The organism is Enterobacter cloacae complex sp. 2024EL-00214 (genome assembly GCF_043945575.1).
Classification (GTDB): Bacteria; Pseudomonadota; Gammaproteobacteria; order Enterobacterales; family Enterobacteriaceae; genus Enterobacter; species Enterobacter cloacae_P.
Window position 1 is genome coordinate 60,713 of record NZ_JBIMRC010000007.1, and the last position, 25,200, is coordinate 85,912.

Sequence of the window (25,200 nt, forward strand, 5' to 3'; positions counted from 1 at the left end):
TCAGTCACCCAGATATTGAATGGTGATGTGGTATTTAAAAACGTGTTGCTCGATGCTGATCGGCTCGCGTTTGCCTTTACGTTGCAGGTAGACAATCTCGGTGATTAGCTTGCCGCTGGTATTACGCAACTCGCGCCGATCGCCATGATCTTTCAGCGTCCAGCCCTTCGGTAACTGTGGCTGCCAGGCGCTGAGCGGCCAGTGGCTGAGCATGACATCGGCCAGCACCTGGCTGGCCGGAGGCAATTGCGGCACGACGATCGACTGTTCGGTGTGGATACCGGTTTCATCATACGTCGCCAGGAACAGACGAATACCGACAGAAGAAAGCCCGGCAAGCGTCACTTTGTGCGCATCTGCGTTGAGCATCACCAGCAAAGACTGCGTTTGCCCGTTAAAGCTGCCGGTCAGCAACTGTTGCGAACTGACCGCGGGGGTAATGCCCGGCGGTGGCAGCGTCACTTTGGTGCCCGGCTGGAGCCAGGCCTGCGGACGCGATCCTTCAGTATTGGTCGAATGGCTACAGCCCGCCAGCAGCAGCGTCGCAGCCAGCGCGGCGGCGCGGTAAAAAGCGTTCATTTGCGTTTTCTCTCTTTCTTAACAGGCATCGCCAGCGGGGCCAGCAGGAAGGCGGTAAAAATGCCGCTCACCAGCACGATACCAAAGCTGCTGATGGCCTGCGTGGCGCTGAACACCAGCATGCCCAGCGTCAACAAGGTGGTCATCATCGCCAGGGTAATGGCCAGCATCGACGTCAGGGGCGTACCGCGCGGGTTGCTGAAAAACAGCGTGTAGTTGATGCCAATACCGAGCACCAGTACCAGCGCCAGTAGCGAAAACAGATTGACCGTATGGCCCGTCACGGCCAGGGTAGCCAGCCCACAGCTGAGCGACAGTACGGAAGGCACCAGACTGATAAGCCCTTTGCGCCAGCCGAGACGGACCATCGCCCCGCAGGCAATCACTGCCAGCGCCACAAACAGTAATCCTGTTAGTAGCGTGCGATAGAGGGCAAACAGGCTATCGAAACTGGCTTTGCGATCGACCCAGACGACACCCTCATGGCTGGCGGCCAGTTTACTGAGCGCAGCGCTGCTTTTCGCGCCGTCCACCGGGACCAGAACACCACTTTCACCGTCAGGCAGAGTCAGCCACAGCAGACGCCAGCCTTCGCTGGCCGGGCTTTTGAGCCATGCATCCACGCTAACAGGCATCGCGTCCAGATTAGGCGATACGGTAGTCAGCCCTGCGCTTTGCAGCACTTTTGTGACCGCCGGGGCGGCGTTTCGCAGCAGGGTGAGATCGCTGTTTTGCCGGGCCATCGAGTTCAGCGGCAGGGTGCGCCAGCGGGTAATTTCACCCGCTTTTTGTGCCTGAGCCAGCGCCGGAGTGAAAGCTTCCAGCCGCTCCAGCGTTTGCTGGGACGATGCGCCATACACCACAAACCATTTCTGATCGACGCTCTGTCCGGTCAGGGCGGTAATGGTTTTCTCCTGCGCCAGGATATCCTGCGGCAGCGCCTGCAACTGGGTGATATCGTCGTCCACTTTCAGGGTGGCGATCCCGGCAGCCGAAACCAGTGCCAGCAGGACAGGCAGACCCACGGAAAGCTTTTTATTGCGTCGCCAGGCCGCCAGCCAGCGTAACATCAACACCATCGCCGGAACCGGGCGCACCGGCAAACCCCGGCACAGCCACGGGTGCCAGAAAATAACCGTCAGGCAGGAGGCACTCAGGCCCACGGCGGCAAACACCGCCATCTGGCGGATCCCCGGGAAGGGGGCCAGCATCATGATCAGGTATGCTGCGACGGTTGTCAGTAGCGCCAGCAGCAGAGCGTTTCGCACCCTGGCCAGGCTTTGCCACGGTGAATGTTCTGCGCCGTGGACCATCCGTTCAGTCAGGTAGTAGAGCGTGTAATCTGCCGAAATGCCGATGATGCTCATGCTCATCACCAGCGTCATCAGATGCAGTTCGCCAAACAGCAGCAGCGTAACCACCGTACCCGCCAGCGCGCCGATAGCGATGGAGATCAAGCACAGCAGCAGCGGGCGCAGAGAGCGGAATACCGCCACAATCAACAGGATCACCCCCAGAATGGTGGCGATACCCAGCGTGGAGACATCCCGCTTCGCCTGCTGACTGGCGTAATCACTGTAGAACACGGTGCCGCGTGAAAGCAGCTGCGCCTGCGGGTAGTGCGCCTTCAGAGTCTTCTGCAGGGCGTTAAGGGTAGTGACCAGCTGGTGGGTTTGCTGCATATCGAAGGATGACCCCGACAGCTCGCCGTGCAGCAGATACCAATAGTTTCCGGCCTCATCCTGAGTGACCAGCCAACCGTCCATCAGCCGCAACTTCTGGCTGTTTTGCGCCAGCGCCAGCTGCGAGCCGCGCATCAGCATCAGCGGATCGTTTTGCAGCTCTTTGCCGCTTACGCCAGAAAAAGCGGAATAAAGCTGGGATAAAATCCACTGCGCCTGCGCTTCACCGCCGTTTTGCAGACGGGCGCGGGTGGCGGCGTCGATCAGGCCGTTGCGGTGCTGCCAGAAGAACTCACCCCAGGCTTTTTGCCCGTCGGCATCCATCGGGCCTTTTACGTCGTTGAGCGAACCGCTGCTTTGCAGTAGCGTCAGCCAGTACTTCGCCACGCGCGGATCGGGATCCTTACCGGGGCTGACCAGCCAGACCAGTTGACGATCGAGACGCTGCATAAACCCGTCGTTGAGCGCCGGCGGGATCGCCCCAAGCGCCTGTTTCGGCAACATGGCCAGCACGCTGCTGTTCAGGCGTGCGCCAGGCAGCAGCGACAGCAGCACGCCCAGCAGGATCAGGCATACCGTGGCCCACAGCAGTGCCGGGCGCAGGGATTTACGGTGCGGTAAAGCGTTGTCGTTCGTCATCGGTCAGGCTGGCGGGCGTCAGTTGGTGGCGGGAAAGGGCAATATCCGTGCGATCGCCCTGTTTGTCGTTCAGACGGATCGACTCCAGATAGGTTGCGCCGCCCAGGTCGAGGGTGGCGAAAATCTTGTCCAGCGGTGTGGTTGTTGGCGTTAACACCAGCGACCAGCGGCCTTCACCCAGGTCTTTAAAATCGATGCGGAAGTTCTCTTCCAGCACTTTACGGTCGGCCTGGAACAGCGCCCGCAGAAGGTGGTTGAACTGAAACATCTGCGGATTGTTTTCGGCAGTAATGGTCTGCGGCGGCTGGCCGTTGATCGTCTGCACCATCCGTTTGTCATCCAGCAGCAACGTCATCGGGAAAGGGGCCTTTTGATCCCACAGCAGGCCGTCATCGCGGGCGATCATCATCTCGCCCTGCGAGCGCAGCGGCTGCGGCATATCCTTGATGGTACGCACTTGCTCGAAGTGGGCGCGCACAACGGGCTGCCCGATAAACCGCTGCTGCAGTTCATCCAGGGTTACGGCGCTGACCAGCGGGCTTAGCATCAGCATCAGCAAAGGCAACCATTTCATGGTGTTACTCCCATACGTTCAAACAAGATAGCCGGGCTGACAAAACACATTTCGCGAGTGGCTTCTTCTACTGCCACCTGGATGGTGTAACCGGTGGTGGTGCGTTTACCGCTTTGCGCATCGAAAATTTGATAGGCGATACGCAGACGGTTTTCATACTCTTCAATATGCGCCCGCACGCGGATACGCTGCTCGAAGGTCACCGCATCACGGTATTTCACCCGGGTATCGACCACTGGCCAGACGTAGCCGGAGGCTTTCATCTGGCGGTAGCCATAATCAAACTGGTTGAGCAGCGCCTCGCGGGCGATCTCAAAGTAGCGGAAATAGTTGCCGTGCCAGACCACGCCCATCATATCGACGTCGTGGAACGGCACGGTGATCTCTACTTCCGTCGTAAAGCGGGGATCGGTCAGCACCCTTTACTCCTTCTCTTTGGCATCCGGCAGATGCCAGAAATCGAAAAAATTAAACCAGTCGAGCGGCGACATTAATGCGTAATGCTCAAGCCGCTGTGCATAGCGATCGACAGCCCGTTGTAGCGCCTGCTGACGCTCACCGCGTGGCAGCAGCAGCGGGTCGGCAAAGGGTTCGCAGTGGATGGTGAGTCGGTCCTGCTGGCACAGAGCATAAATCAACATCACCGGGCAGCGCAGAATGGAGGCCAGGATGAAGGGCCCCTGTGGGAACGGCGCGGGCTGGCCCATAAACTGGCTCCAGATCACGCGCCAGTCGCCGCCGCGTTGTGGAGTGACGGCAATGCGGTCACCCACAATCGCGACCCATTCACCGCGCTCCAGCTTCTCTTTGATAGCGATAGCCGTGTCCGGTCCAATGTCGGTCACCGGCATCAAATTCACGCCAGCCTGGGGAGCCATCTCGGTCATTATCTGCTTAAAGCGTTGGGCGTTATCGCTGAATACCAGGGCATTGATGACTTTACTGCCTTCAAGCTGGGCCAGCGCCCGACAGGCTTCAACATCGCCAAGATGCGAGGCCAGCAGCAGTTTGCCCTGCGGCGCATCCATATTGAGCGCTTCGCGCGCGCCAGCGGCAAAAACCACGTCACGATTAAGCTTCAGCTCACCGCGCCAACTGGCAACTTTGTTCAGCATGGCATTGCCGAAGCGCATAAAGTGGAAAAAGCTGTTGAGGCGAGGCGGAACCGGCAGGTTTCGTTGCGCCAGCGTCGTTTTCACTCTCTTTATCCACTGCTGCGAGGTCTGCCTCGCCGGGTGGGCGGTAAGCCAGTACATGCCGATAACCGGCCACAGCAGCAGAGTAAATGCCCGTCGGCCAAACAACTGCCAGACGCGCAACATCAGGCGCATTCCCCACAGCCCTTTGACCTCATTCTGCCGCGCCCAGTGTCGGGCGCGACGACGCAGCAGCAGCGCGGGAATGCGCGGCAGCATGCCGAAGAACAGACGGGTATGCATCAGGGAGATCCGCACGTTATCTTTCAGCGCATCGAAATGGGATAAACCGTCGAGCGGGTAGGTAACGCGGGTCGGCAGAAAATAGCTGGTATTGCCCTGCCAGTAGAGCCGGACCATCACCTCGGTGTCAAAGTCCATCCGCTTGCCGAGCGGGGTGCGTGCCGCCAGCTGCAGCGTGGGTGACACCGGGTAGACCCGAAAGCCGCACATGCTGTCTTTGAGCTGCAGGGACAGGGTTTCAATCCATACCCAGACGTGCGTTATCCAGCGTCCGTAGAGGCGCGAACGTGGAATGGAGTCATCGTAAATGGGCTGACCGGAAATCAGCGCCTCCGGATGGCGTTCAGCCAGCGCCAGCAACCTGGGAATATCTTCAATTGCATGCTGGCCGTCGGCATCTACCTGAACGGCGTGGGTATATCCCGCGCGGGCAGACTCTTCCAGGCCTCTTATCACCGCTGCACCTTTGCCAGCGTTTTCCGCCAGACGTATCAGCGTGATCTGCGGTTGTTCTGCCGCCAGACGTTCCAGCTCCAGGCGCGTGCTCTCCTCGCTGCCGTCATCGACGACCAGGCAGGGCAGGCCAAACGGGGTCAGACGCGACAGCACATTTGCCATCATCGCGCCGTGGTTGTAACACGGGATCAGCACGCACGGATGAAAGGTTACTGACATAGGCGAATTTTCCCGCTGCTGGCGGTATGGCGCTCGGCACCGGCATGGCGCTGATAGCTAAACGTCAGCATCTGGCGTTCGGCATTCCATTCAAGGGTCAGCGTTACGGTGGCCTCTGGCAGCAGAGGGGCCTGGAATTTCACATTTTGAATGCTGTGAAAATGGTAGCCCGGTGCCAGTAGCGTCGTGGCGTAGTGCATCACCCAGTCAAGCTGCGCCACACCCGGCAACAAAGGCTGCACAGCAAAATGACCCTGGAACCAGAACAGGGAAGGGTCAAGATGCAGGATGACTTCCAGTTTTTGCGGCTGTACCTGGTGGTGCTCAATTTCAGGAATCTTCATGAAATAACTCCTGTAGCTGCGCATAGACACGTTTATTCATACTGTTCACCGGTATTTCATCGATAATACGCCAGTAGCGGGGGATAGCGACGGGCTCAAGCCAGGGGCGCAGGGCACGACGCCAGGCAAATTCCTGCGCTTTTTTGCCCTGATGCTGCCAGCGCTGACGGGCATCATCATCAAGTACAAGCAGTACACCAATACCATGACGTCCCCCGCGTGCGACCGGTAAGGCAGCAGCTTCACAAATACCCTCCAGTTCCAGCAGACGACGTTCGACCTCGTTAAGTGAAATGCGTTTCTCTTCAATTTTAACGACCCGACCGCGACGCCCGACGATACTAAACAGCCCCTCTTTGTCGAAGTGCAGGATATCGTCAAGCTGTAGCCCTTCAGCCTCGTGAATGAGTGGTGATGTTACACGAGAGGTTTCACTTTCGTGATGGAACACGACGCCGGGGAATGATCGCCAGGGAACGCTGTCCTCCTGACGATGACGCCATGCGAGGATCCCGGTTTCAGTACTACCATAAATTTCATCCGGCCAGATATTCAGCCAGCCGTGGGTGGTGGATACATCACACCAGGGCAACATTCCACCCGCGGAGATCAGCATCCTGACGGGAGGTGCGGTGAGCGCGGTATCCAGTCTCTTCAGGAAAGCCGGGCTGCTGATAAAAAGGTAAGGCTTGTCGTGGGGGAGCGCTGCCAGTTGTTCTGCGTAATAGAGCATCGCGGCATGCAGCGGCAGGCCCATTGCCATTGGCAACACGATGCGAAACGTCAGGCCATACAGATGTTGTGGCACGACCGAGGCCACAACGCTGCAGCCTGTCAGGCACTGACCAAAACGGTCAGCCAGCAGACTGGCTTCACGATCCAGGCTGGCGATAGGTTTAATCACCCGGCGTGGGGTGCCCGTGGAGCCGGAGGTAAAGAGTTCGACAACGCGGGTGTCGTCAATTGTAGGCAGTGGTGCCCAGCTGTTTGCTGCCTGATGGGATGAGACCACCACAATCAGCTTCCCGTGGAAACTGAGCGTTTGATCGCTAAGGACACCGCTGAACAGCGACTGCTGTTCTTCAAGCAACGAGACGCGGCTATGACCAGGAATGACGGGCGTTTTACCCGCATGCAGTGATGCCAGCAATGCCACAATAAACAGGTAGCTGTTTTCAAAACATAGCGCCCAGCGCTCACCTTCCTGTTGACGTAATACCTGTACCAGTAATGTGACGTCGTGGCGCAACTGACCAAGCGTCCAGGTACGATCTTCAAGCCAGGCTACTGGCGTGTCATCAGGGCGTGGAGCATTTAACCACTGGTTCAGAGGAAGGGGTTTATTCATTGTGCTTCTATTTTTTTTATCACCCATTGACGTACCAGCCACTCTACCGCCATCAGCGTCCCCATCAGGATGTAGGCCACCATCCCGTTCCACAGCGTCCACAGATGCATGTCGCCGTGGATCACGGTAAACAGGGCCATCGCACCATTGCCGATGAAGAATCCGCACCATACTTTGGTCACCTTGCGGGTATAGCGCACACCGGTGGGGGGCAAATTCGGCTCACGCAGACGTGCCAGCCGTTCGACCAGCGGCATCGCTGTCCACAGCGAACCGCCGAACACGGCCAGCATCACGAGATTGACCACCACAGGATAGAGCAGCAGCCACTGGTGGGCTTTCAGCAGATAGCTTGCAGCGCAAAGCGCTATCCCTGCCAGCGCAACGCACTGCACCACATAACGCATTGGACCCGCGTTTTGCCGGGCCTGATGCAGGCGAAGCAGCAACAGCAGCACCATCAGCGGTAACAGCCAGTGCAGGCTGTTATGCGTTAGCCCAAATCCAATCAGGAAGGGCCATGCCAGCAGCATTAACCCCGTCAGCAGTGGGATTGCCGGAAACGTCCGTCCACCACGCACGGTGTCTTACTCTTCGTGCAGCAGCTGAGCGACGGCGTCTACCACATCCTGAACGGTACGGACCGATTTGAAGGTTTCCGGTTTGATTTTCTTACCCGTTTTCTTCTGCAGGTGAACAACCATGTCTACCGCATCGATGCTGTCCAGCTCCAGATCCTCATACAGGCGAGCCTCAGGGGTAATCTCCTGCGGGTCGATTTCAAACAGTTTGGCCAGAAGCCCGGAGACTTCCTGATAAATCGTTTCTTGTTCTGTCATAACGGATCACGTCTCAGGCGCGTTGGGTGTTGATAAAGGAAGCCAGCGTGGCGACGGAAAAGAAGTGCTGACGCATCTCTTCGCTTTCAGCAGAAAGCACCACGCCGTACTGGTTTTTCACGGCCAGGCCAAGTTCGAGAGCGTCGATGGAGTCGAGACCCAGACCATCGCCAAACAGCGCGGCATCGGTATCGATGTCCTCGGGGGTAAGCTCGTCCAGATTCAGCGTAGAGATGATGAGATTCTTAATTTCAAGATAAAGCGCTTGCATCATTAATTCCTGACAAAGATTGAAGGCCTGATGTTAATCGATGCTGCAGATGCCGGTTTAACTGCCTTGCCGCCAGTGCCGGTTCTTGTTGATTTGCATCGTAAAAATCGTTGATGTTCACGCGTTCGCGGACATCAACGGTGAAAACAGGTTTGTTTGCGGGTACGTCGTACCAGCGGCTTTTTTTATCCAGCAGATGTTCGCTGCAGTGGATCAGCACCACCCGCAGATCGCTGTTACAGCGCACAGCAATATTTGCCGCACCGCGCTGCAGGGAGATAGCCTCTCCGAATTGTGTTCGCGTACCTTCCGGGAAGATTAACAGCGTGTCGCCCTGTGCCAGGCGCTGCTGGCTGGCGTTGAGCAACGTCCCGGCTTCGCTATTAATCAGGTAATCCGCTGCACGAATGACGCCACTGACAAAGGGATTGTGCAACAACGCACTTTTCACCAGACAGTCGGTTTCGGGCATGACGGACGCCAGGATCACGTAATCAATCAGCGTGGGATGGTTGGCAATCACCAGACAGCCGCGATCGTTACGCAGGACATCAAGATTGTTAATGCGATAGTCCAGTACCCCTGTGCCACGGGCGATAGCTAAGAAGAAACGGAAGCTGGCGGCAATGCTGCGACGTGCCAGACGGCGGCGCTTGGCGCGGTCACGCTGGACAATCAGCAAAAGGTTGAACCACACCAGCGATAGCAGCAGTCCCCCCACGCCAAACAGCACGAAGCAGCAGCCGGTCATCATCAGACGCCATAACCAGTTGATACGGGCAGTCAGGCGGTTCATTCGCGTGTCCATTGCCACTGCAAACGTTCTCCAGAAACCACAAACTGCCGTTCATCGCTAAGGTAACGTTGCAGGAATATCAGGCTTTGCGGCAGTGCAGGTTCTTCACCTGTGCTGCCGCTGCGGGTTTCGCAGCTCAGTGCGCTACCGGCTTCAATAACCAGTGCCAGCGCGTACGGCCATGTCGGCATCTGCAACGGGAGACCTGGATGGTAAAAGTCGGGGAGTGCGCCATCAAAATCGACCAGCAAAACACGGGAATAGCCAGCGTGGAGTAGACTCAGCACTTCACATAACGCCTGCTGGAAGGTGTCCAGACCGGCAGAAACAGAGGAAGAGACTATCGGTTGACGTGCAGAGATCGTGAGATTACCCACTGCCGAGTTGTGCACAGACATGGCGAAATCGGTCGGCGAGACGGACTGCCCAGTCGCCAGGGCATGCAGAATACGGTAGTTACGCTCCAGTTCGCCATGACGGCTGGAATAGACAACGGCATCGACGGCGTGATGGCGAAGTATCGCAAGACCAATATCTACCGCCAGTTTGCTACCTGAGTTGAGGCGGCGTGCTGTCATCATCGGCAGTTCGACCAGCTTAGCCAGCGGTGCTGCCGGGTCGATGGTAAGTTGCTGGCGTGACCACGCCTGCCACTCAGCGGCATCACTTAGGCCTGGCGCTCTTGCCTGCCAGTCAATAATGTTCAGTGAAAATTTCATTTACGCGCGTCCGCGGAAAAACCGTAATCAAATAGCTAGCCTGTCCAGGCAGTTACGCTGATCTATTGTTCAATTTTTTGACAAACCAATAAGGTATGGCCAACCCCAAGGTTGTCCAGCCGCTTCTCTATGCGGAAACCGGCCATCTCCAGGTAGTGAGAAAACTTCTCTACGCTGTAAAATCGACTATTGCCGTTCGCCATACAGGTGAAATAAAGCGAGGTGGCATTCAGACTGAAAGATGCAGCCTCAAATTTCTGGGCGTCCCAGAACAACTCCATAATGCATAGCTGAGCACCTGGCTTCATTGCCTGTGCAACGCGAGTCAACATGGCGACAATCTGCTCCGGAGAGAAACAGTCCAGAAACTGGCTCATCCACCAGACGTCAGCATCACCCGGCAATGTCGAGTGACTAAGCATATCGACAGTGTGGAACCCAATGCGATGAGATAAACCTGCTTTTGCAATGTTATCTTGCGCCAGCGCTATCTGCTGCGGCAGGTCAAGGATCGTTACGGCAACTTTGTCGTCATAACGGCAGCAGCGTAACGCCCATTTACCCGTATTTCCGCCCACATCGTACAATTTTGTTGGCGAGCTTGCGAATATATATGGCAGAGCGGCGTCAAAAGCCGCGTCAGAATAGTAATGATCAAAGGCAAACCAGCTCTCTTTTGCCTGCTCTGGTAATTGCGATAATGCCGGATAGATTGTCGGCCAGTTACCAAACACGGATAACCCGGCTGGTTTTTCTTTTTGTAGAGCGTCAGCCAGGTAAAATAAGCCCTGGTAACAAACGTCCTGGGTGAAATCCATATTTATACGGGTCATTGGATCGTGCAGTAAAAAATGTCCCACTTTTGCCAGATAATAACGCCCTTCTTTGCAGGTAACGATCCGTCCACTTAACCCCATATCCAACAGTACGCTGACTCCATAGGCATTCAGGGGGCAGTTTTCGGTAATTTCCTCAAGGCTGGCACCTTGTGTGCTTTGTTTATCGAGCCAGGCCAGTACACCCAGGTTACGCAGACAAAGCGCGGTTTGAAACAGCATCGGAGCAAAAGCGATACGTTGTGCTTCGGTAATGGCATCCAGCGCGCCGAGAGTGTCCTTTTCGTACATTATTCCGTAACCTTCCTGGGGCGAGAAAAACAGGTTATCGGGCCATTTACGGCCCGACTTGAGAAAAATATTACAGTGCTGCGCCTGCCGCGAGATTCAGCTGAATATCATGGTCGAGGTTATGAACCCAGCGGTTGTAGTTCTTGTGGATTTTACCGCCGGATGCTTTCAGGTTCAGGCTGCTTTCGTAGTTAATTGAATAACTTGTTGCAGAGTAAGGAATGCGCACTTCGGCAGAGTGGTCACGTGCCTGCAGACGACCCTTAATAACGCCCGGGCCTGCTTCAGTCATGATCCATTCGCGTTTTTGACCTGCTTTCAGAATCGCGGTTTTCACCTGCTCAGCAGTATGGCCTGCACTTACAATAGAGTGAACCTGATCGACTGGAGCGGTACGGGCACAGCCTGCCAGTGCACCGGCAATTGCAAAAGCAGCAAACCATTTAACGATCTTTTTCATCAACAACTCCGTATCAATAATAACAATTAAAGACAGTGTTTTTTACAAATTATATTTCCACTCAGCCTGTTATCGGCACTGAATATATTTTTTTTAGATATTAATGTTGGCATTTATTTAACGTGGAGGGGTATATATACCATGTGGGTCAGGGGTAATAATGGCGTGGCGAAAATTTGCGTTAAATAAGCGTTAACGTTTTTGTTATCTCTTGCGGAAAGTATAATTTATGGGAAATATACATTAACGCAAATGAAAAAATGCACGTATTTACGGTGGCGGTAAGATGTCGCATATTATACAGGGATTAAACCTACATATATTAGTAGGTCAGTTATCCCGGTAAATGTGCTCTGCCACGGCTAAAAAAATGGCCCCCGGTTGCAAGCACCGGAGGCCACGTCATCATCGTGAGGATTACTGGATCACGATGGTGTTAATGATGTTTTCAGCGGCAGCCTGCGCTTTCTGCTGGTCTTCAGCTGGCAGGGTGATCTGCAGGGTCAGCAGTTTGTTATCAACCTTACCAAGCACCACAGAAGAGTAAGCGGTCTGGCCTTTTGCTGAGATGATGCTGTCGAGCTGTTGCAGCGTGTGGCCTTTCAGGTCGATGCTCTTATTGGTTACCACCTGCAGCTGCGGGTCGCGGCTACGCTGCTGATCTTCCAGACGTTTGGACAGTACGCTCAAATCTTCGCTGGTAGCGTCGCCCACAATCACAATGACCGCTTTCTGCCCGGTTGCGTCGGAATAGACGTGCATATTGTTCGCCTGAGTCCCCAGCTTACCGCTCTGGTCAGTCATATCGGCTGGCAGAGAGAAACTGAGTTTACCATCCAGCAGGTTTACCGGTTGCCCGGCCGCGTTGCTCTCTGCGGACGCGCCCTGAGCAGGCGTTTTCGTGTCGCTGTTATCACAGGCTGCAAGGCCTACAACCAGCAGGCCAATCCCGACATATTTAACCAGATTGCGCATTGACTTCTTCCTTTCGATAAACGGCCATAACGGCTCATTCGCCCATCTTATCACAACTGATAAAGCGAACCCTTAACCAGCCTGCAATGCCGTGATTTCAGATTTATCTGCCAGCCTTTTCAGCAGCATATTCAACAGTACGCCGTACATTGGCAGGAAGAACACGATACTGATTAACACCTTGAAGCAGTAGTCCACCAGCGCGATTTCCATCCAGTGTTCGGCCATAAACGCGTCCGGGCTGCGCCAGAAGGCGATGAAGAAGAACGCCAGCGTGTCGCTCACGTTGCCGAACAGCGTGGAGGCAGTCGGTGCCATCCACCAGCGATGATTCTGACGCAGGCGGTTAAACACATGAACATCAAGGATCTGCCCCAGCGCGTAGGCCATAAAGCTGGCGGTAGCGATACGGGCGACAAACAGGTTGAAGTGCGTGAGCGCCTCAAAGCCCTGCCAGCTTCCCATATAGAACAGGGAAGAGATCACGTACGAAATGAACAGCGCCGGGAGCATCACGGCAAAAATAATGCGACGAGCCAGCGGTGCACCAAAGATACGCACGGTCAAATCGGTGGCGAGGAAAATAAATGGAAAACTGAACGCGCCCCAGGTGGTGTGAAAACCAAAAATGGCGATCGGGAGCTGCACCAGATAGTTACTGGAAGTGATCACCAGCAGGTGGAAAAGCGAAAGCCAGAACAACGCTTTTACGCGCTGGGTTTGTGTAAAGGAGTTCATATTGTACCTTTTTGATGAACATTTGGGGTGAGGGAACCCAATAAAACCGCCGCATCATACTGCTTTGACTGGACTTTGCAATGGTTAATTTTCACGCAATCGTTAACCTGGTTTGCATTGATGGCAGTGCGGCGTAAACTACTGCCGTTTTTACCTGAATGAGAAGAACATGACCGACCTGTTTTCCAACCCAGACCACACTCTTGATGCCCAGGGCCTCCGCTGCCCGGAGCCGGTAATGATGGTGCGCAAAACCGTGCGCAATATGCAGGCGGGTGAAACGCTGCTGATTATCGCCGACGACCCGGCCACCACCCGCGATATCCCCGGTTTTTGTACCTTTATGGAACATGAGCTGGTGGCGCAGCAGACTGAGGCGCTGCCGTACCGGTATTTGATCCGAAAAGGTTCATAGCAGCCTGATGTCCTCACTCCGGCCCTCTCCCACGGGGAGAGGGAGCAAACACTAAAAAAGCAACTTGCGTTACCTTTTTGCTTTTACCTCCGGCGCAACAGCCTCAGCGCATTCGCCGTCACCAGTACCGTCGCCCCGGTATCCGCCAGCACCGCCAGCCACAGTCCGGTCATGCCGAGCAGTGTGGTCACCAGGAATATCCCCTTCAGGCCCAGTGCAATGGTGATGTTCTGGCGAATATTGGCACGTGTGGCACGTGCCAGACCGATCATTTGCGCCAGCCCGGTCAGGCGGTTATGCGTTAGCGCGGCGTCCGCAGTTTCCAGCGCCACGTCGGTGCCGCTTCCCATTGCAATACCAATGGTTGAGGCTTTCATTGCCGGAGCATCGTTGATGCCGTCCCCCACCATCGCCAGCGGAGCATGACCGTTCAGTTCTGTTACGGCACTGACCTTATCCGCAGGCAATAATCCGGCTTTAAACTCCAGCCCCAGTTCACCGGCAATCGCTGCCGCCGCGCGTGGGTTGTCACCGGTCAGGATCACACCCTGAACACCCAGCTGATGCAGCGCCGCTACGGCCTCTTTGGCATCGTCGCGCAAGGTATCACGCAGGGTCAGTATACCTTTCGTGATGCCGTCCTGCACAACGACCACGACCGTTTGCCCGGCCTGCTCCAGCATCTGGATCTGCTGGCTCAACTCTGCGGCAGGGGATTTATCCGCTGCGACGATCAGCACTTTTTTGCCTTCGACGTCGGCCTCAATGCCGGACCCGACCAGCGCACGCTGGGCGGTTGCCTCAGGGATGACCAGCTCGCGCGCCTGCGCTTCACGAACAATGGCTATCGCCAGCGGGTGGGTTGAACCCTGCTCTACAGCGGCGGCCAGCATAAGAAGCGCGTTTTCACTCATCTCCTGCGGATAAATACCGGTAACCTGCGGTTTACCTACGGTCAGCGTACCGGTTTTATCGAAGGCAATATGCTGAACCTGGCTCAGCTGTTCCAGCGCCGCACCGCCTTTAATCAATGCCCCGCGTCGTGCCGCAGCCGCCAGGCCAGACGTAATGGCCGCAGGAGTAGAGATCACCAGCGCACACGGACAGCCAATCAGCAGCAGCGTCAGACCTTTATAAATCCAGCCCTCCCACGGCGCAGCAAAGAACAACGGCGGGACGATAGTCACCAGCAGGGCGACCAGCATGATGGCGGGGGTGTAAATCCGGCTAAAGCGATCGATAAAACGTTCAACCGGTGCCCGGCGCTCTTCGGCTTCTTCAATCAGCTTCAGGATACGGTCAATAGCGCTGTCACCCGGTTCGGAAAGCACCGTCAGTTGTACCAGACGATCGACGCTGGTGGCTCCGGCAGGCACTTTTTCGCCTGCTGCCCGCTCAACAGGAATGGATTCCCCGGTCAGGGCGCTTTCGTCAAAACTTGCCGTGGCGGCGAGCAATGCGCCATCGGCTGGCAGACGTCCGCCCGCCGCGACTTCAATTACGTCGCCGGGGCGTAGCGTGTTGATCGCCACGGTCTCGCGGTTACCGTTCACTACCCGTGTGGCGGTTTCCGGTTTCAGCGCCATCAGCGCGCTGACCCCTTTACGTGCCCGGCTTGCCGCCCAGCCCTCAAGACGTTCGCCGATTAAGAACAGCAACAGCACCATTGCGGCTTCCGCTGTGGCACCAATGAACAACGCACCAATGGCCGCTACGCTCATCAGGGTTTCGATGGCAAACCAGCTACCTGTTTTCATCAGGCGCAACGCCTGACGGGCAATCGGGAAAAGACCAACCAGCGTGGTGGCGATAAACGCCAGATTGCCGAACGGATGGTTAATCTGTTCCAGGCTCCAGCTGAGGGCCATCATGATGATGAGTGTGATAAGTGGCAGATTTTCCCGCAATGGGGAGGTCTTCTCAACAGGAGCGCTTTCGCTACGCAGGGAGTAACCGGCCTTGCTGACGGCGGCTTCAACCTGTTTGCTCACATCATTATCCGCGCTGATCAGCAGCTTTTCGGTAGCAAATAGCACCTGAACATGGCTGACCCCAGGCACCTGTTTGACTGCATTTTCAACTTTACGGGCGCAGGCTGCGCAGTCCATGCCGTTGATTATCCAACTGTAGCGGCTCCCGCTTTCAGGCAGTGGCTGCACGTTTTGCGTTTCGCATGCGCCATCGCAGCAGCAGTCGTCTTTCGGCGGAGCCGGGCTCAGCTTAAGTGCCGAGAACTGGGGAACTTTTTTTGGTGTTTCTGGAGTCGACATGGCAGTCTCCGGTAATGATAATTTTCTCATTAACCGCAGCATACACTCTGGAGTCGACTCCAGAGTCAAGCGTTATTTAAATATACAGCGAACGGACAATCAGGAAATGCCCGGCAAAATAGCAAGCGGCGGCAATGGCGTTATCCGCACGGAAACGGCAGCGATAATGGCTGACCAGCCAGACGACATTACCGGCTAACAGCAGTGCTGCGCCGAAGAACGCGGACATCGCCGGAGACGTGGGACGGAAGAACCACAGCTCACCCGCCAGCCACACCATCACCAGCGTCATGGCGATGAACGTACAGACCGGCCAGCGCATCTCTTCCAGACGAGACCAAATCACCGCAACCAGCAGCGCGCCAATCACCAGTAGCACCAGCGGGAGCGGCCAGAAGAATGACAGCGTCATCTGGCTGGCAAAGTAGATGGTATAAAGCAGATGCGACAGGAAGAACGCACCCACGGCATACAGCAGACGCTGGCGCGGCAGCAGGGTTAAGGCATCGCCAATGAGAGAGGCGCACAATCCGGCGAGCACCAGATAACTGACGGCGTTAAACACCGGCGCTTGCCAGGCCAGTAGCAGAAGCAGCAACAGCGTGACGGGTTTAAATAACCAGCGCTGCCAGGCCGGGCCGCGATACGACGCATCGACGTAAAGCCATGCGGAAAAACAGACAGCGATAAATGACCAAAGCATATTAACTCCCTGTATCTGTTGAGGCTGAATAATCAGTTTCTGATCCAGTGTAGTGACGCGGACAGGCGTTTGGCAATGGTGGGGCAGGCAAGGTATCCTGAATTCCGCATAATCTGATGGGATTTTTGAATGAGCAAGATGCCGCTGTTTTTCATTATCGTGCTGGCGATTATCGTCATTGCCGCTTCGTTTCGTTTCGTGCAGCAGCGCCGTGAGAAAGCAGATAACGATGCCGCGCCGCTGATGCAAAAACGCGTGGTGGTGAGCAACAAACGCGAGAAAGCCCTTAACGACCGACGCTCGCGTCAGCAGCAGGTGACACCTGCGGGCGCGACCATGCGCTATGAAGCGAGTTTTAAGCCGGAAACCGGTGGGCTGGAGATGACCTTTCGCCTGGAGGCGCGGCAGTACCATCAACTGACGGTGGGTGAGAAAGGGACACTGAGTTATAAAGGGTCGCGGTTTGAAGGGTTTACGCCGGAGCCGTGATGTATTCCCTCTCCCCAATGGGGAGAGGGTGAGGGGCATCAGGGATCTTACTTCTTCACCTGCGCCTTAAATTTCTTCATCCACACCAGCAATTCAAACACGCCAAAAATAAACACGCGCAGTTGCTGCCAGCCGGTCATCTGTGGGCCATCCTTCGGCAGACCGTTTTTCAGCATTACCATCTGCAGGGCGTGCATAAAGGTGGTAAAGACAAACGCCACGTTCACGAAGATATTCATCGGGCGCGGGAACGGGTGCACCAGATTGAGGATCAAAAACGCCCAGACGCACAGCATCAGCAAACGTCCCATATTAATCAGTACTGGCATCGGATTCTCCTTGAGCCTGACGGTGATACAGACGATAAGCCACCTGACCTGCCACTTTTTCGCGGTGCAGATCCCAGTGAACGGGCACCGGCGGTAAACCGTTTTCCACTTCACTTTCTACATAAATCAGCGCGTCATCCGCCAGCCAGCCGTTGTTCTCCAGCAGGGATAACGTCTCTTCCAGCAACCCCTTACGGAACGGCGGGTCAACAAACACCACATTGTGCGGCGTGCCCTGTTGCGCGAGGAAACTCAGGGTGTTGGTGTTGACCACTTTGGCGTTGGTCGCTTTCAGCGTTGCCAGATTTTGCTGTAGCGTCTGCGCGACACCGCGCTCCATCTCCAGCAGCGTGGCGCTGGCAGCATAGCGCGACAACGCTTCCAGCCCTAATGCGCCGCTACCGGCGAAGCAGTCGAGGCAATGGGCATCCACCATAGAGGGGGCCAGCCAGTTGAACAGCGTCTCGCGAACGCGGTCGGTGGTGGGACGTAAACCGGGGCTATCCGGCACCGGTAATTTCCGGCCTCGCCACTGGCCGCCGATAATACGAATTTGACCGGCTGGGGCGCGGTTGGGTTTCTTCATCTCAGGAAAGCTCTGTTAACAATTGGCCTGCGATTGCGGGCGGTGATGTCAATTAAGTAAAGTGTTAGACTATTTCATCATTTTTTTAGCTTCCATGTATATAGCGCCGCGAGGAGTGTAGTCGCAGATGGCAAAACAAAAAAAACGTGGCTTCTTTTCCTGGCTGGGCTTCGGTGAAAAAGAGCAAGAAACAGAACAGAAAACCGAAGAGCAACAAGCTGTTGAAGAGCAGTCGCAACCTGAAACACCGGTAGAAACCGCTGCGGTTGTCGAAGCGGAAGAGCATGCGCACAGCAAAGAAGAGACTGAAGCCTTTGCTGAAGAAGTGGTTGACGTCACCGAACAGGTTCAGGAGAGTGAAAAACCAGAACCTGTTGTGGTTGAAGACGTTGCAGAGGTTATTGCAACGCCTCAGGCGGTCATTGAGCACGAAGAGTTGCCGCTGCCGGAAGAGGTGAAAGCCGAAGACGTTTCTGCCGAAGAGTGGCAGGCTGAAGCGGAAACCGTTGAAATTGTTGAGGCGGTGGAAGAGGAAGCGCAAAACGAACCAGAGCTGACTGACGAAGAGCTGGAAGCCCAGGCGCTGGCGGCACAAGCGACTGAAGACGACGTTACTGAACAGGCCGAAGAGAACGTCGTTCAGGAGCAGGAAAAACCGACCAAAGAAGGTTTCTTCGCCCGCCTGAAACGTAGCCTGCTTAAAACCAAAGAAAACTTAGGTTCCGGATTTATCAGTCTGTTCCGCGGCAAAAAGATCGACGACGATCTGTTTGAAGAGCTGGAAGAGCAACTGCTGATCGCCGATGTCGGCGTGGAAACCACCCGTAAGATCATCGCGAACCTGACGGAAGGGGCGAGTCGCAAACAGCTGCGCGACGCCGAAGCGCTGTACGGTCTGCTGAAAGACGAGATGGGTGAAATTCTCGCAAAAGTTGACGAACCGCTTAATATTGAAGGCAAAACACCATTTGTTATTCTGATGGTTGGCGTGAACGGTGTGGGTAAAACCACCACTATCGGCAAGCTGGCACGTCAGTTCGAGCAGCAGGGTAAATCGGTGATGCTGGCGGCGGGCGATACCTTCCGTGCAGCGGCGGTTGAGCAGCTGCAGGTCTGGGGCCAGCGCAACAACATTCCGGTGATTGCCCAGCATACAGGCGCAGATTCCGCGTCCGTTATTTTCGATGCTATCCAGGCGGCGAAGGCGCGTAATGTCGATGTGCTGATTGCCGATACCGCAGGGCGTTTGCAGAACAAATCGCACCTGATGGAAGAGTTGAAGAAAATCGTTCGCGTCATGAAGAAGCTGGACGAAGAAGCACCGCATGAAATTATGCTGACCATCGATGCCAGCACCGGGCAGAACGCCATTAGTCAGGCGAAACTGTTCCATGAAGCGGTAGGACTGACGGGGATCACGCTGACCAAGCTTGACGGTACCGCCAAAGGCGGGGTGATCTTCTCCGTGGCCGATCAGTTCGGCATTCCTATCCGTTACATCGGTGTGGGCGAGCGTATTGAGGATTTACGTCCGTTTAAAGCGGACGACTTTATTGAGGCATTATTTGCCCGAGAGGACTAACAATGATTCGCTTTGAACACGTCAGCAAGGCCTATCTCGGTGGGAGACAAGCGTTGCAGGGGGTGACATTCCACCTGCAGCCAGGCGAGATGGCATTCCTGACCGGCCATTCAGGCGCGGGGAAAAGTACCCTGCTCAAGCTTATCTGTGGGATCGAACGGCCCAGTGCCGGGAACATCTTTTTCAGCGGCCATGACATCAGCCGCCTGAAAAACCGTGAAGTGCCGTTCCTGCGTCGTCAGATCGGCATGATTTTCCAGGATCACCACCTGCTGATGGATCGCACGGTTTTCGATAACGTGGCGATCCCGCTGATCATTGCCGGTGCCAGCTATGATGATATCCGCCGTCGCGTGTCTGCGGCGCTGGATAAAGTCGGGCTACTGGACAAAGCGAAGAACTTCCCGATCCAGCTTTCCGGCGGTGAGCAGCAACGTGTGGGTATTGCCCGTGCGGTGGTGAACAAGCCTGCGGTATTGCTGGCGGATGAACCGACCGGTAACCTGGACGATGCCCTGTCCGAAGGGATTTTGCGTCTGTTTGAGGAATTTAACCGCGTTGGGGTAACGGTCTTGATGGCGACGCACGACATCAATCTTATCTCTCGTCGTTCGTACCGCATGCTGACCCTGAGCGACGGTCATTTGCACGGAGGCCACGGTGAATAAGCGTGATGCAATAAACCAGATTCGACAGTTCGGGAACCGGTTTGACCGTTTCCGTAAGTCGCAGGGCGGCGGTGACGGCAATCGTAATACACCCAAGCGCGCGAAAGCCGCACCGAAGCCGAACTCCCGCAAAACCAACGTCTTCAATGAGCAGGTGCGCTATGCCTTCCACGGCGCATTGCAGGATCTGAAAAGCAAGCCGCTGGCCACGTTCCTGACGGTGATGGTAATTGCCATCTCCCTGACCCTGCCAAGTGTTTGCTACATGGTGTATAAGAACGTCAACCAGGCGGCGTCACAGTATTATCCGTCGCCGCAGATCACGGTCTATCTGGATAAAGCGCTCGACGATAACGCGGCGGCGCAGGTGGTCGGGCAGATCCAGGCCGAACAGGGCGTTGAGAAGGTCAACTATCTCTCGCGTGATGAAGCGCTGGGTGAGTTCCGCAACTGGTCAGGGTTTGGTGGCGCGCTGGACATGCTCGAAGAAAACCCGCTGCCTGCCGTGGCAGTGGTGATCCCGAAGCTTGATTTTCAGGGCACGAATGCACTCAACACCCTGCGTGACCGCATCACCGGCATTAAAGGCATTGATGAAGTGCGTATGGATGACAGCTGGTTCGCGCGTCTCTCTGCCCTGACCGGGCTGGTAGGGCGTGTGGCGGCGATGATTGGTGTGCTGATGGTGGCAGCGGTATTCCTTGTCATCGGTAACAGTGTGCGTCTGAGCATCTTCGCCCGCCGTGATACCATCAACGTGCAAAAACTGATTGGTGCGACGGATGGTTTCATCCTCCGGCCATTCCTCTACGGCGGCGCATTGCTCGGTTTTTCCGGCGCATTTCTTTCATTAATATTGTCAGAAATTTTGGTGATGCGGCTCTCCTCTGCCGTCACCGAAGTGGCGCAGGTTTTCGGAACTAAGTTTGATATCAGTGGCTTAGGGTTCGATGAGTGTCTGTTGCTACTGCTGGTCTGCTCGATGATCGGCTGGGTGGCCGCATGGCTGGCGACGGTTCAACATTTACGTCACTTTACTCCCGATTAAGAAAAGCGTGATATAATCTTTCCCTGCACCGAGGTGTTCGCTCTGCAGGGAAAGAGTCCCTGTTGTCTCTTCCCCGTATTATCATCTCCATGTCACATTTTGTGCGTAATTTATTCACCGTTGCACCTGGAACTTGTGGATAAAATCACTGTCTGATAAAAGAGTGAATGCTAATCTCGTTGCTCAAACGCTTTGGCATGGTTGTTGCCTGACGGGGATAACCAGGGTCAGAAGAGAAACATTGAGAGGAATGAATGACCAAAGAAATGCAAACTTTAGCTTTAGCCCCTGTTGGTAACCTGGAGTCTTACATCCGGGCTGCGAACACCTGGCCGATGTTAACGGCCGAGGAAGAAAAGGAGCTTGCTGAAAAGCTGCATTACCAGGGCTGCCTGGAATCAGCTAAGAAGCTGATCCTGTCTCACCTGCGCTTTGTTGTTCACGTTGCTCGTAATTATGCGGGCTACGGCCTGCCGCAGGCAGACTTGATTCAGGAAGGTAACATCGGTCTGATGAAGGCTGTACGTCGCTTTAACCCGGAAGTGGGTGTGCGACTGGTCTCCTTCGCCGTACACTGGATCAAAGCTGAAATTCACGAATACGTTCTGCGTAACTGGCGTATCGTGAAGGTCGCCACGACAAAAGCGCAACGCAAACTGTTCTTCAATCTGCGTAAAACCAAGCAGCGTCTGGGCTGGTTCAATCAGGATGAAGTTGAAATGGTGGCGCGCGAGCTGGGCGTATCCAGCAAAGACGTGCGTGAGATGGAATCCCGTATGGCCGCGCAGGACATGACGTTTGACATGTCTTCCGACGATGATGCCTCTGACAGCCAGCCGATGGCACCGGTTCTGTATCTGCAGGATAAGACCTCTAACTTTGCCGACGGCATTGAAGAGGACAACTGGGAAGATCAGGCCGCGAACAAGCTGAGCTATGCGATGGAAGGCCTCGACGAACGTAGTCAGGATATTATCCGTGCCCGTTGGCTGGACGAAGACAACAAGTCCACGCTGCAGGAACTGGCCGACCGCTACGGCGTGTCCGCTGAACGTGTGCGTCAGCTTGAAAAGAACGCCATGAAAAAACTTCGCGCCGCTATCGAAGCGTAATTCCCGCGAAGTCCCCGATGACCCTCGAATGCAAATTCGGGGGTTTTGTTTTTTTATCTCCCGCTCTGGCGAATTCCGCCCCCCTGGCAAACACTTACAGATGCGCTAAGCAGGCAACTTTCTCAGGGGGACAGGGTGAAAAATAACGAACTGAATGACCGGCGTTTGCAGGCGACGCCGCGCGGTATTGGGGTGATGTGTAACTTCTATGCCGAAAAAGCCGAAAATGCCACGGTGTGGGACGTTGAAGGCAATGAGTACATTGATTTCGCCGCCGGGATCGCCGTGCTGAATACCGGGCACCGGCATCCAAAAGTTATCTCCGCTATCGAAAAACAACTCCACGCATTTACCCATACGGCATACCAGATTGTGCCGTACGAAGGCTATGTAGCCCTTGCCGAGCGTCTTAACGAACGTGTGCCCATTGACGGCCCGGCCAAAACGGCCTTCTTCTCGACGGGCGCAGAAGCCGTCGAAAACGCGGTGAAAATTGCCCGCGCGTATACCCGACGTCCCGGTCTTATCACTTTCGGCGGTGGCTTCCACGGCCGCACTTTTATGACAATGGCACTGACGGGGAAAGTCGCGCCGTACAAGCTGGGCTTTGGCCCGTTCCCTGGCTCGGTTTACCACGCGCAATACCCGAACGTGCTGCACGGCGTCAGTACGGCGGAGTCGCTGAAAAGCCTGGAGCGTATCTTTAAAGCAGACATCGCCCCGGATCAGGTGGCGGCCATTATCCTTGAGCCTGTTCAGGGTGAGGGGGGGTTCAACGTCGCCCCTGCTGATTTCATGCAGGCACTGCGTGCCCTGTGCGATACCCACGGTATTTTGCTGATTGCTGACGAAGTACAAACCGGCTTCGCGCGTACCGGCAAGCTCTTCTCGATGGAACATCACTGCGTGAAGGCTGACTTGATCACGATGGCGAAAAGCCTGGCGGGTGGAATGCCGCTCTCTGCGGTATCGGGCCGGGCAGAGGTGATGGATGCACCCGCACCAGGCGGGCTGGGCGGCACCTATGCGGGTAACCCGCTGGCGATTGCGGCGGCCCACGCCGTACTGGACGTGATTGAAGAAGAGGAACTCTGCACGCGGGCGGCGCATCTCGGCCACCATCTGGTGGAGGTGCTGAATAAAGCGAAAGCGGGCTGTCCGTTTATCGCCGACATTCGCGCGCAAGGTTCAATGGTAGCGGTAGAGTTTAACGACCCGCAGAGCGGGCATCCGTCACCGGAATTCACCCGTCTGGTGCAGGAGCGTGCGCTGAAGGAAGGTCTGCTGCTTCTGAGCTGTGGCGTGTATGGCAACGTCATCCGCTTCCTGTACCCGCTCACCATCCCCGAAGTGCAGTTCCGTAAAGCGCTGGATATTATTTCCGCGTCGCTGACACGTTAAAGCCACAAGCCCGGCTGAAATGACTGCCGGGCTTATCATATATTCATTTCAAATTAGCTATTCCAAAATCATAAAAATGGGGTATGTTTTAGCAGAGTATGCTGAAAAAGCGCGAGTGGTATACCTATAACTGAAATAAAGCGCTACGCAACAACATCACAACAATCGTAATAACCATAATAATGGGGAATCTCAGGATGAATATGAAGGGTAAAGCGTTACTGGCAGGATGTATCGCGTTGGCATTCAGTACGATGGCGCAGGCAGACATTAAAGTCGCCGTCGTTGGTGCGATGTCCGGTCCGGTAGCTCAGTATGGTGACCAGGAGTTTACTGGCGCAGAACAGGCTGTTGCAGACATTAATGCTAAGGGCGGAATCAAAGGCGAAAAACTGCAGATCGTAAAATATGATGATGCCTGTGATCCGAAACAAGCGGTAGCCGTAGCGAACAAAGTGGTGAACGACGGGATCAAATACGTTATCGGCCACCTGTGCTCCTCCTCTACACAGCCAGCGTCTGACATCTACGAAGACGAAGGTATTTTGATGATCACCCCGGCCGCAACTGCACCAGAGCTGACCGCACGTGGTTATAAGCTGACTCTGCGTACCACTGGCCTGGACTCCGATCAGGGCCCAACTGCCGCCAAATACATTGTTGAAAAAGTGAAACCGAAACGCATTGCGATCGTTCACGACAAACAGCAATACGGTGAAGGCCTGGCGCGCTCAGTGCAGGATAACCTTAAGAAAGCGAATGCCGACGTGGTGTTCTTCGACGGTATTACTGCCGGTGAAAAAGACTTCTCCACCCTGGTGGCGCGTCTGAAGAAAGAGAATATCGATTTCGTTTACTACGGCGGCTATCACCCGGAGATGGGTCAGATCCTGCGTCAGGCGCGTGCTGCGGGCCTGAAAACCCAGTTCATGGGGCCTGAAGGTGTGGCGAACGTGTCGCTGTCTAACATTGCCGGTGAATCTGCTGAAGGCCTGCTGGTCACCAAGCCGAAGAACTACGATCAGGTACCTGCGAACAAACCGATTGTAGATGCCATCAAGGCGAAGAAACAGGATCCAAGTGGTGCGTTCGTGTGGACGACTTACGCTGCGCTGCAGACCCTGCAGGCAGGTCTGAACCAGTCAACCGATCCGGCTAAGATTGCCACCTGGCTGAAAGCGAACTCCGTAGATACCGTTATGGGCCCGCTTTCCTGGGATGCGAAGGGCGACCTGAAGGGCTTTGAGTTCGGCGTGTTTAACTGGCATGCCAACGGTACGGCGACCGACGCAAAATAAACGCAAATGGCAACCTTGCGGTTGCCATTTTAGTGTTTGCACCCTCTCCCCGTGGGAGAGGGCCGGGGTGAGGGCATCAGGCCGCACACATCAG

28 protein-coding genes are annotated in these 25,200 nt (G+C 55.4%); 8 read left to right on the forward strand and 20 right to left on the reverse strand.

Annotated elements, in window-relative coordinates; translation table 11 throughout:
• From ACHHZ6_RS10060 to ACHHZ6_RS10135, 16 genes are all read right to left on the reverse strand, one after another.
• Entirely contained in the window at positions 1-579 is a 579-nt protein-coding gene (locus ACHHZ6_RS10060) for a DUF3261 domain-containing protein (RefSeq protein WP_182272963.1), read from the reverse strand.
• Positions 576-2,900: an MMPL family transporter gene (locus ACHHZ6_RS10065; RefSeq protein ID WP_395122175.1), complete on the reverse strand. Its 2,325-nt coding sequence runs from the start codon at positions 2,898-2,900 to the stop codon at positions 576-578. The genes ACHHZ6_RS10060 and ACHHZ6_RS10065 overlap by 4 nt, the downstream gene beginning before the upstream one ends.
• On the reverse strand, positions 2,869-3,474 hold the full coding sequence (locus ACHHZ6_RS10070; RefSeq protein WP_182272961.1) for an outer membrane lipoprotein carrier protein LolA: 606 nt from the start codon (positions 3,472-3,474) through the stop codon (positions 2,869-2,871). The genes ACHHZ6_RS10065 and ACHHZ6_RS10070 overlap by 32 nt, the downstream gene beginning before the upstream one ends.
• Positions 3,471-3,893 carry a thioesterase family protein gene (locus ACHHZ6_RS10075; protein ID WP_182272960.1) on the reverse strand — a complete coding sequence of 141 codons (423 nt, stop codon included), beginning with the start codon at positions 3,891-3,893 and terminating at the stop codon, positions 3,471-3,473. The genes ACHHZ6_RS10070 and ACHHZ6_RS10075 overlap by 4 nt, the downstream gene beginning before the upstream one ends.
• A 3-nt stretch (positions 3,894-3,896) precedes the next feature.
• Entirely contained in the window at positions 3,897-5,588 is a 1,692-nt protein-coding gene (locus ACHHZ6_RS10080; protein ID WP_395122176.1) for a glycosyltransferase, read from the reverse strand.
• Positions 5,579-5,932 (reverse strand): hydroxymyristoyl-ACP dehydratase, encoded by a 354-nt coding sequence (locus ACHHZ6_RS10085; RefSeq protein ID WP_395122177.1) that lies wholly within the window; start codon positions 5,930-5,932, stop codon positions 5,579-5,581. Before ACHHZ6_RS10085 ends, ACHHZ6_RS10080 begins: the two co-directional genes overlap by 10 nt.
• On the reverse strand, positions 5,919-7,280 hold the full coding sequence (locus tag ACHHZ6_RS10090; RefSeq protein ID WP_182919075.1) for an AMP-binding protein: 1,362 nt from the start codon (positions 7,278-7,280) through the stop codon (positions 5,919-5,921). Before ACHHZ6_RS10090 ends, ACHHZ6_RS10085 begins: the two co-directional genes overlap by 14 nt.
• The gene (locus ACHHZ6_RS10095) at positions 7,277-7,813 is read right to left on the reverse strand and encodes a hypothetical protein (RefSeq protein WP_395122199.1); all 537 of its coding nucleotides are present in this window, start codon (positions 7,811-7,813) and stop codon (positions 7,277-7,279) included. The genes ACHHZ6_RS10090 and ACHHZ6_RS10095 overlap by 4 nt, the downstream gene beginning before the upstream one ends.
• A 54-nt stretch (positions 7,814-7,867) precedes the next feature.
• Positions 7,868-8,119 (reverse strand): acyl carrier protein, encoded by a 252-nt coding sequence (locus ACHHZ6_RS10100; protein WP_182272956.1) that lies wholly within the window; start codon positions 8,117-8,119, stop codon positions 7,868-7,870.
• A 13-nt stretch (positions 8,120-8,132) separates the two neighbouring features.
• Positions 8,133-8,390 (reverse strand): phosphopantetheine-binding protein, encoded by a 258-nt coding sequence (locus ACHHZ6_RS10105; RefSeq protein ID WP_182274587.1) that lies wholly within the window; start codon positions 8,388-8,390, stop codon positions 8,133-8,135.
• Positions 8,371-9,186: a lysophospholipid acyltransferase family protein gene (locus tag ACHHZ6_RS10110; protein WP_395122178.1), complete on the reverse strand. Its 816-nt coding sequence runs from the start codon at positions 9,184-9,186 to the stop codon at positions 8,371-8,373. The genes ACHHZ6_RS10105 and ACHHZ6_RS10110 overlap by 20 nt, the downstream gene beginning before the upstream one ends.
• Positions 9,183-9,905 carry a beta-ketoacyl synthase chain length factor gene (locus tag ACHHZ6_RS10115; protein ID WP_182272954.1) on the reverse strand — a complete coding sequence of 241 codons (723 nt, stop codon included), beginning with the start codon at positions 9,903-9,905 and terminating at the stop codon, positions 9,183-9,185. The genes ACHHZ6_RS10110 and ACHHZ6_RS10115 overlap by 4 nt, the downstream gene beginning before the upstream one ends.
• 62 nt (positions 9,906-9,967) lie before the next feature.
• Entirely contained in the window at positions 9,968-11,032 is a 1,065-nt protein-coding gene (locus ACHHZ6_RS10120) for a class I SAM-dependent methyltransferase (protein ID WP_182272953.1), read from the reverse strand.
• A 70-nt stretch (positions 11,033-11,102) separates the two neighbouring features.
• Positions 11,103-11,492, reverse strand: coding sequence for a hypothetical protein (locus ACHHZ6_RS10125; protein ID WP_182272952.1), 390 nt, complete (start codon positions 11,490-11,492; stop codon positions 11,103-11,105).
• Between the two features lie 417 nt (positions 11,493-11,909).
• Positions 11,910-12,467, reverse strand: a complete 558-nt coding sequence (locus tag ACHHZ6_RS10130; RefSeq protein ID WP_182272951.1) for a DcrB family lipoprotein — start codon at positions 12,465-12,467, stop codon at positions 11,910-11,912.
• Between the two features lie 72 nt (positions 12,468-12,539).
• Positions 12,540-13,205 carry a 7-cyano-7-deazaguanine/7-aminomethyl-7-deazaguanine transporter gene (locus tag ACHHZ6_RS10135; RefSeq protein WP_182272950.1) on the reverse strand — a complete coding sequence of 222 codons (666 nt, stop codon included), beginning with the start codon at positions 13,203-13,205 and terminating at the stop codon, positions 12,540-12,542.
• A gap of 169 nt (positions 13,206-13,374) precedes the next feature.
• On the opposite strand from ACHHZ6_RS10135, the gene tusA reads away from it, so the two are divergent.
• Complete coding sequence (gene tusA, locus ACHHZ6_RS10140) at positions 13,375-13,620, forward strand: sulfurtransferase TusA (protein ID WP_182272949.1); 246 nt, start codon at positions 13,375-13,377, stop codon at positions 13,618-13,620.
• A gap of 83 nt (positions 13,621-13,703) precedes the next feature.
• Here tusA and zntA read toward each other — a convergent pair whose 3' ends face one another.
• Together zntA and ACHHZ6_RS10150 are read right to left on the reverse strand one after the other, a co-directional pair.
• Positions 13,704-15,890, reverse strand: coding sequence for a Zn(II)/Cd(II)/Pb(II) translocating P-type ATPase ZntA (zntA, locus tag ACHHZ6_RS10145; protein WP_196390582.1), 2,187 nt, complete (start codon positions 15,888-15,890; stop codon positions 13,704-13,706).
• 76 nt (positions 15,891-15,966) lie between these two features.
• Positions 15,967-16,593: a lysoplasmalogenase gene (locus ACHHZ6_RS10150; protein WP_182272947.1), complete on the reverse strand. Its 627-nt coding sequence runs from the start codon at positions 16,591-16,593 to the stop codon at positions 15,967-15,969.
• Between the two features lie 129 nt (positions 16,594-16,722).
• Between ACHHZ6_RS10150 and ACHHZ6_RS10155 the strand changes: the two genes are divergently transcribed.
• The gene (locus ACHHZ6_RS10155; RefSeq protein WP_182272946.1) at positions 16,723-17,082 is read left to right on the forward strand and encodes a DUF2500 domain-containing protein; all 360 of its coding nucleotides are present in this window, start codon (positions 16,723-16,725) and stop codon (positions 17,080-17,082) included.
• A gap of 47 nt (positions 17,083-17,129) precedes the next feature.
• Here ACHHZ6_RS10155 and ACHHZ6_RS10160 read toward each other — a convergent pair whose 3' ends face one another.
• Both ACHHZ6_RS10160 and rsmD read right to left on the reverse strand, forming a co-directional pair.
• On the reverse strand, positions 17,130-17,411 hold the full coding sequence (locus ACHHZ6_RS10160) for a DUF1145 family protein (protein WP_182919072.1): 282 nt from the start codon (positions 17,409-17,411) through the stop codon (positions 17,130-17,132).
• Complete coding sequence (gene rsmD, locus ACHHZ6_RS10165; RefSeq protein WP_182272944.1) at positions 17,395-17,997, reverse strand: 16S rRNA (guanine(966)-N(2))-methyltransferase; 603 nt, start codon at positions 17,995-17,997, stop codon at positions 17,395-17,397. The genes ACHHZ6_RS10160 and rsmD overlap by 17 nt, the downstream gene beginning before the upstream one ends.
• A 127-nt stretch (positions 17,998-18,124) precedes the next feature.
• Between rsmD and ftsY the strand changes: the two genes are divergently transcribed.
• The 6 genes from ftsY to livJ all read left to right on the forward strand — a co-directional run bounded on the left by ftsY (position 18,125) and on the right by livJ (position 25,106).
• Positions 18,125-19,579 (forward strand): signal recognition particle-docking protein FtsY, encoded by a 1,455-nt coding sequence (ftsY, locus tag ACHHZ6_RS10170; protein ID WP_182272943.1) that lies wholly within the window; start codon positions 18,125-18,127, stop codon positions 19,577-19,579.
• A gap of 2 nt (positions 19,580-19,581) precedes the next feature.
• Entirely contained in the window at positions 19,582-20,247 is a 666-nt protein-coding gene (gene ftsE, locus ACHHZ6_RS10175) for a cell division ATP-binding protein FtsE (RefSeq protein WP_182272942.1), read from the forward strand.
• On the forward strand, positions 20,240-21,295 hold the full coding sequence (ftsX, locus tag ACHHZ6_RS10180; RefSeq protein WP_182272941.1) for a permease-like cell division protein FtsX: 1,056 nt from the start codon (positions 20,240-20,242) through the stop codon (positions 21,293-21,295). Before ftsE ends, ftsX begins: the two co-directional genes overlap by 8 nt.
• 254 nt (positions 21,296-21,549) lie before the next feature.
• Positions 21,550-22,407: an RNA polymerase sigma factor RpoH gene (rpoH, locus tag ACHHZ6_RS10185; RefSeq protein ID WP_182272940.1), complete on the forward strand. Its 858-nt coding sequence runs from the start codon at positions 21,550-21,552 to the stop codon at positions 22,405-22,407.
• A 135-nt stretch (positions 22,408-22,542) separates the two neighbouring features.
• Positions 22,543-23,808 (forward strand): 4-aminobutyrate--2-oxoglutarate transaminase, encoded by a 1,266-nt coding sequence (locus ACHHZ6_RS10190; protein ID WP_395122179.1) that lies wholly within the window; start codon positions 22,543-22,545, stop codon positions 23,806-23,808.
• Positions 23,809-24,005: 197 nt separating this feature from the next.
• Positions 24,006-25,106, forward strand: coding sequence for a branched chain amino acid ABC transporter substrate-binding protein LivJ (livJ, locus tag ACHHZ6_RS10195; protein ID WP_182272938.1), 1,101 nt, complete (start codon positions 24,006-24,008; stop codon positions 25,104-25,106).
• Positions 25,107-25,200 lie beyond the last annotated feature (94 nt).